This is a genomic window from Nocardia sp. NPDC058518, assembly GCF_042719655.1.
In the GTDB taxonomy this organism is placed as follows: domain Bacteria; phylum Actinomycetota; class Actinomycetes; order Mycobacteriales; family Mycobacteriaceae; genus Nocardia.
In genome coordinates, this window is sequence record NZ_JBHXNJ010000002.1 from 159,008 (window position 1) to 164,572 (window position 5,565).

Sequence of the window (5,565 nt, forward strand, 5' to 3'; positions counted from 1 at the left end):
CCTCACGATCAATGCGGATACCGGCCCCCCCCAGACCGACCACGCCCACACACACCCCCCCCACCACCCCCCACACCCCCCCCCGCGCTGCGACGGCCGTTCGGCGTCTCAGCGGTCGACGTCGGCCATGGCCAGCACGTCGAGCTTGCGGTCGAGCTCCTCGAGCGAGAGCTTGTCCGGGACGAGCCCGCGATCGATCACGGTCTGACGGATCGTCTTCTTCTCGCGCAGCGCCTGTTTTGCGACGGCGGCCGCTTCCTCGTAGCCGATGGCCGAGTTGAGCGGGGTGACGATCGACGGCGACGATTCGGCGAGGGTCCGCAGGTGCTCCTCGTTGGCGACCAGCCCGATCACGCACTTGTCGGCGAACAACCGGGAGACGTTGGCCAGCAGGCGAATCGACTCGAGCAGGTTGCGGGCCATCACGGGAATGTAGACATTGAGCTCGAACGCCCCACTGGCCCCGCCGAACGCGATCGCCGCATCGTTGCCGATCACCTGCACCGCCACCTGCGTAACCGCCTCGGGCAGAACGGGATTCACCTTGCCCGGCATGATCGAGCTACCCGGCTGCAAGTCCGGCAGCTGCAATTCGCCGAGCCCGGTGAGCGGGCCCGAGCCCATCCAGCGGATGTCGTTGGCGATCTTGGTCAGGCTGACGGCGATGGTGCGCAGCGCGCCGGAGGCCTCGACGAGTCCGTCGCGCGCGGCCTGGGCTTCGAAGTGGTCATTGGCTTCGCGCAACGCGTCGATTCCCGTGGTACGCACCAGTTCCGCGACGACCTTCGTGCCGAATCCGGCGGGGGCGTTGAGTCCGGTGCCCACCGCGGTGCCGCCGATCGGCAATTCACCCAGGCGCGGCAGGGTGGCCATCGCGCGCTCGATGCCCGCGGCGATCTGCCGGGTGTAGCCGCCGAATTCCTGACCGAGCGTCACCGGCACCGCGTCCATCAGGTGGGTGCGGCCCGACTTCACCACGGTGCGCCACTGATCCGACTTGTCGAGCAGGGCGAGGCGCAGATGTTCCAGTGCGGGAACGAGTTCGGTGATCACGGCCTCGGTGGCGGCCAGGTGCGTGGCGGTGGGGAAGGTGTCGTTGGAGGACTGCGACATGTTCACGTCGTCGTTGGGGTGCACGGTGACGCCGTCGCGCGCGGCGATCGAGGCGATCACCTCGTTGGCGTTCATGTTCGAGCTGGTGCCGGAACCGGTCTGGAACACGTCGATCGGGAACTGGTCGTCGTGCTCGCCGTTCGCGATCTCGGCTGCCGCCGCGATGATCGCGTCGGCCTTGCCCGGATCGAGCAGCCCCAGATCCTTGTTGACCTGCGCGCAAGCGGCTTTCAGCAGGCCGAGCGCCCGAATCTGCGCTCGCTCCAGCCCTCGCCCGCTGATCGGGAAGTTCTCCACGGCGCGCTGGGTCTGCGCCCGCCACAGTGCGTCGATCGGGACGCGAACCTCGCCCATGGTGTCGTGCTCGATCCGGTACTGCGCGTCGTCGTCAGCCATACCTCGACCCTAGGACGCGAACCGCCCGAATGGTGCCCCCACGCCAGCGCGAAATCCCACACCCGGACCAGGAATAGTGCCGGTGCAGGCGTCGGGCGAATCGGTGGGCGTGAAAATGCCCCCTCGCTCTGCCGAGACAGATCGAGGGGGCATCCGATGTCACATCACGGCAGCGGCGGGTTCGCGCTGTCGTCGCCGTCGAAGTCGACCGAGGAGTACTCGCGCAGCTTCGTCAGGCGGTGGTAGGCGTCGATCATGCGGACGGTGCCCGACTTGGAACGCATCACGATCGACTGGGTCGACGCGCCGCCCGGGTAGTAGCGCACGCCGCGCAGCAGGTCGCCGTCGGTGACGCCGGTGGCGCAGAAGAAGACGTTGTCGCCGGAGACCAGGTCGGTGGTCGAGAGCACGCGGTCCAGATCGTGGCCCGCGTCGATCGCCTTCTGGCGCTCGTCGTCGTCCTTGGGGGCGAGCATGCCCTGCAGTTCGCCGCCGAGACAGCGCAGCGCGGCGGCGGCGATGATGCCCTCGGGCGTACCGCCGATGCCGACCAGGATGTCGACGCCGGACTCGGGACGCGCGGCGGCGATGGCGCCCGCGACGTCACCGTCGGAGATGAGGCGGATGCGGGCGCCCGCGTCGCGGGTCTGCTGGATGAGCTCCGCGTGGCGGGGACGGTCAAGGATGCAAACGGTCAGATCGGAGACCGACAGTCGCTTGGCCTTGGCCACGCGGCGGATGTTCTCGCCGATCGGGGCGGTGATGTCGATCGAGCCCGCGGCGTCGGGGCCGACGGCGATCTTGTGCATGTAGAACACCGCGGACGGGTCGAACATCGCACCGCGCTCGGCGACCGCCAGCACGGAGATGGCGCCGGGGGACCCGTTCGACATCAGGGTGGTGCCGTCGACCGGGTCGACCGCGAAGTCGACCTCGGGGCCGGTGCCGTCGCCGACGAGCTCACCGTTGTAGAGCATCGGCGCTTCGTCTTTCTCGCCTTCGCCGATGACGACGATGCCCTTCATGGACACCGAGCTGACGAGCTGACGCATGGCGTCGACGGCCGCGCCGTCGCCACCTTCCTTGTCACCACGGCCGACCCACCGGCCGCTCGCCATCGCACCTGCCTCGGTGACGCGGACCAGCTCGAGCGCGAGGTTGCGATCAGGTGCCTCGCGGCGGCTGGGGGCGGGCGAAGATGCCGTCATTGCGGAGTGCCTCCTTGGCGTTGGTGTTACGGGGGCATTGTCGCATTTCGAAACGGCACGCTCGTGCACGACCTCCTGCGATGACCCCTGAGCGGCTTGGTCAGGGCTCGAGTGGATACTGATAGCCGTGTCCCAGAAGAAGCACCGCATTTTCAACGACTACCGCGATCTGTTCTGGTCGTTGATCCCGTTGGTGCTGGCCGCGGTCGTGCTGGCGGGGGTCGCGAGCCAGTGCACGGTGGCCACGAACGGCCCGACACAGGGTCAGATCCCGTTTTTCGACGCCGACGCCGCGCTGACATCGGACGCGAAGTCGCTGTCGTTCCCGATCCGCAAGCCCGCGTTGCCGCAGGGCTGGACGTCGAACTCGGGCAGCCGCGACACCATCGCCGCCGCCGGCGGCGGTGCGGTGAGCACGGTCGGCTACATCACACCGCAGGGCACCTACATGCGGTATTCGCAGACCGATGCCACCGAGGAAGCCTTGTCACGGCAGGTGCTCGGCTCGCGCTATCCGACCGGGACGCAAGATGTGGCCGGGCAGAAATGGATCGTCTACTCCGAACCGACCGAGGAAACCGGCTGGATCGCCGACCTCGGCGGGGTGCGGATCCTGATCACGGGCGCGGGCAACGAAGCCGCGTTCACCACGCTGGCGCAGGCCATCACCACCGCCCAGCCGCTGACCAAGTAAGCGCGCACGACCGGCCTACGTGCTCAGTCGGTAGGACCAGCCGCTGTTGGGTAGCGCGGTCGACACCGCGATGGTGTCCTCGACCGCGGCATCGTCGGCTTTGCCCTGGGCGAGCAGGCCATAGGGGTCGAATTCGCGTTTGACGGCGACCTCTCTGGGTCCCCACGGCTTCATTCCGCCCGCACCGAGGACCGGGGTGTGGGAGTTCGCGATGAACAAGCCCGCCTGCTGCAAACGCTCGGTGATCGCGGCCAATTGCTCCTGGCTCTCGAACTCGAAGACCGGTGAGCCCTGGCAAGGACAGACCGCCGTCGATCCGCTTCATTTCCACGTGCAGCGGGCCGAGCTCGGCGAAATCGCGGTGGACGCCGACGATCGACCCGTGCGGGCATTGCGCGCGGTGTCCCGACCGCGGGGACCCGGCTCAGTCGGTGGTGTCGAGGTCCGCGCGGGAGAGTGCGTCCTCCACGCGACGGCGGGCACCGGCGAGATGCTGTTCGCAGCGCGTAGCCAGGGCCTCGCCGCGTTCCCACAGCACCAGCGAGTCGTCCAGGTCGAGGCCGCCCTGTTCGAGCATCTTCACCACGTTGATGAGTTCGTCGCGGGCGCGCTCGTAGCCGAAGGCCGCGATCTCGGCCAGGGTGTCGGCAGCGGTGTTCTCGGAACCGGCGTCGGCCACGGTCACTTCCTCTTCTCGTCGGTGGTCTCTGGCGTCAGTCGCTTGGTGCCCAGTGCCGCGGCGGTGACGGCTCCGTCGGCGACCCTGATGCGGAGCTGGCTGCCCGCGGGGGAGTCATCGATCGAACGCACGACATGCCGGTCGGTACCGGCGACGCGCTGCACGACAGCGTAGCCACGGGCCAGCGTGGCGGCCGGACCCACTGCGGTCAGCTTCTCGCGCAGGTGCAGGGTGGTTGTGGACTCGGCGCGCAGGAGCTGTTCGACATTGCGGCGCGCGGCGGTGCGCAGTCGTTCCAGCTCGTCATGGCGGTGGGTCAGTTCGCGCAGCGGATCGGCGAGGACGGGTCGAGATCGCAACTGCGCAATGGTGTGCGCCTCGCGCTGGACCCAGCCGCGCAACGCGGCCGCCGAGCGTGCGCGCATCTCACGGACTCCGGCCAGTTCGGCGGCGGCGTCGGGGACGATGCGTTTGGCGGCGTCGGTGGGGGTGGCCGCGCGCAGGTCGGCGACCAGGTCGAGCAGGGGGTTGTCGGGTTCGTGGCCGATGGCGCTGACGACCGGGGTGCGGGCGGCGGCGACCGCGCGGCACAGTGCTTCGTCGGAGAAGGCGAGCAGATCTTCGACGCTGCCACCGCCGCGCGCCAGCACGATCACCTCGACGTCGGGGTCGCGATCCAGCTCGGCCAGAGCTTCGAGCATCTGCGGGACGGCCGTCGGGCCCTGTACCGCGGTATTGCGGATGACGAAACGTACTGCGGGCCAACGATTCTGGGCCACGGACAAGACATCACGTTCGGCCGCGCTCGCCCGCCCGGTGATCAGCCCGACCGTCGCGGGCAGGAACGGCAACGGCCGCTTGAGCCGGGCATCGAACAGCCCCTCGGCTGTCAACAGGGCTTTCAATCGTTCGATCCGCGCCAGCAGCTCACCGATGCCGACCGCGCGAATCTCGGTGACCCGCAACGAGACGGTGCCGCGGCCGGTGAAGAAGTGCAGCTTGCCGTAGACGACCACCCGGCTGCCCTCGGTCAACGGCACCGGCAGCCTGCGCAACAGATCGGGATCACAGGTGAGCGACAGCGACATGTCCACCGAGGTATCGCGCAACACCAGGAACGCGGTGCGAGTGCCGGGGCGCAGATTGATCTGGGTGACCTGCCCCTCCACCCAGATGCTGCCGAGCCGCTCGATCCACTGGGCGACCTTCACCGCGACCGAACGCACCGGATACGGCTGCTCCGCCGAATTCGCCGGAGCGCCGGTCTGCACGACGCCGTCCTGAGTCATAGCTCAGTTCTACGCGGACCCACCGACACAACCAAAAGGCGGGCCGCGCCCCCCCGGTGGCGGGCCCCCCCCCCGGTGTAGGGTTATTCGGCAGGGCGGTGGGGGGGCGGGTTGGGGGTGGTGGTGGGGGCCCTTCCCACGGGTGCGCCCCGGGATTGGGGATAATCGTCGACCGCGACGCAGCGG

At 68.8% G+C, this 5,565-nt stretch carries 6 protein-coding genes; 1 reads left to right on the plus strand and 5 read right to left on the minus strand.

All coding sequences use genetic code 11. The features are described 5' to 3' along the window. Window positions 1–108: 108 nt before the first annotated feature. The gene (locus ACFWPX_RS05475) at window positions 109–1,509 is read right to left on the minus strand and encodes a class II fumarate hydratase (RefSeq protein WP_378926341.1); all 1,401 of its coding nucleotides are present in this window, start codon (window positions 1,507–1,509) and stop codon (window positions 109–111) included. A gap of 164 nt (window positions 1,510–1,673) precedes the next feature. Further along, entirely contained in the window at window positions 1,674–2,717 is a 1,044-nt protein-coding gene (gene glpX, locus ACFWPX_RS05480; protein WP_378915322.1) for a class II fructose-bisphosphatase, read from the minus strand. Between the two features lie 127 nt (window positions 2,718–2,844). Between glpX and ACFWPX_RS05485 the strand changes: the two genes are divergently transcribed. Next, window positions 2,845–3,411 (plus strand): DUF4245 domain-containing protein, encoded by a 567-nt coding sequence (locus ACFWPX_RS05485; RefSeq protein WP_378926342.1) that lies wholly within the window; start codon window positions 2,845–2,847, stop codon window positions 3,409–3,411. 15 nt (window positions 3,412–3,426) lie between these two features. On the opposite strand, the gene ACFWPX_RS05490 is transcribed toward ACFWPX_RS05485, so the two are convergent. From ACFWPX_RS05490 to xseA, 3 genes are all read right to left on the minus strand, one after another. Continuing rightward, window positions 3,427–3,666, minus strand: a complete 240-nt coding sequence (locus ACFWPX_RS05490; protein WP_378926344.1) for a hypothetical protein — start codon at window positions 3,664–3,666, stop codon at window positions 3,427–3,429. 169 nt (window positions 3,667–3,835) lie between these two features. After that, complete coding sequence (locus tag ACFWPX_RS05495; RefSeq protein WP_378915328.1) at window positions 3,836–4,096, minus strand: exodeoxyribonuclease VII small subunit; 261 nt, start codon at window positions 4,094–4,096, stop codon at window positions 3,836–3,838. Beyond that, window positions 4,093–5,379 (minus strand): exodeoxyribonuclease VII large subunit, encoded by a 1,287-nt coding sequence (gene xseA, locus ACFWPX_RS05500; RefSeq protein ID WP_378926345.1) that lies wholly within the window; start codon window positions 5,377–5,379, stop codon window positions 4,093–4,095. Before xseA ends, ACFWPX_RS05495 begins: the two co-directional genes overlap by 4 nt. Window positions 5,380–5,565: the final 186 nt, after the last annotated feature.

Coding starts and splice junctions, on each gene's coding strand:
- ACFWPX_RS05475 (WP_378926341.1), bottom strand. CDS start 1,509: ATGGCTGACGACGACGCGCAGTACCGGATCGAGCACGACACCATGGGC.
- glpX (WP_378915322.1), bottom strand. CDS start 2,717: ATGACGGCATCTTCGCCCGCCCCCAGCCGCCGCGAGGCACCTGATCGC.
- xseA (WP_378926345.1), bottom strand. CDS start 5,379: ATGACTCAGGACGGCGTCGTGCAGACCGGCGCTCCGGCGAATTCGGCG.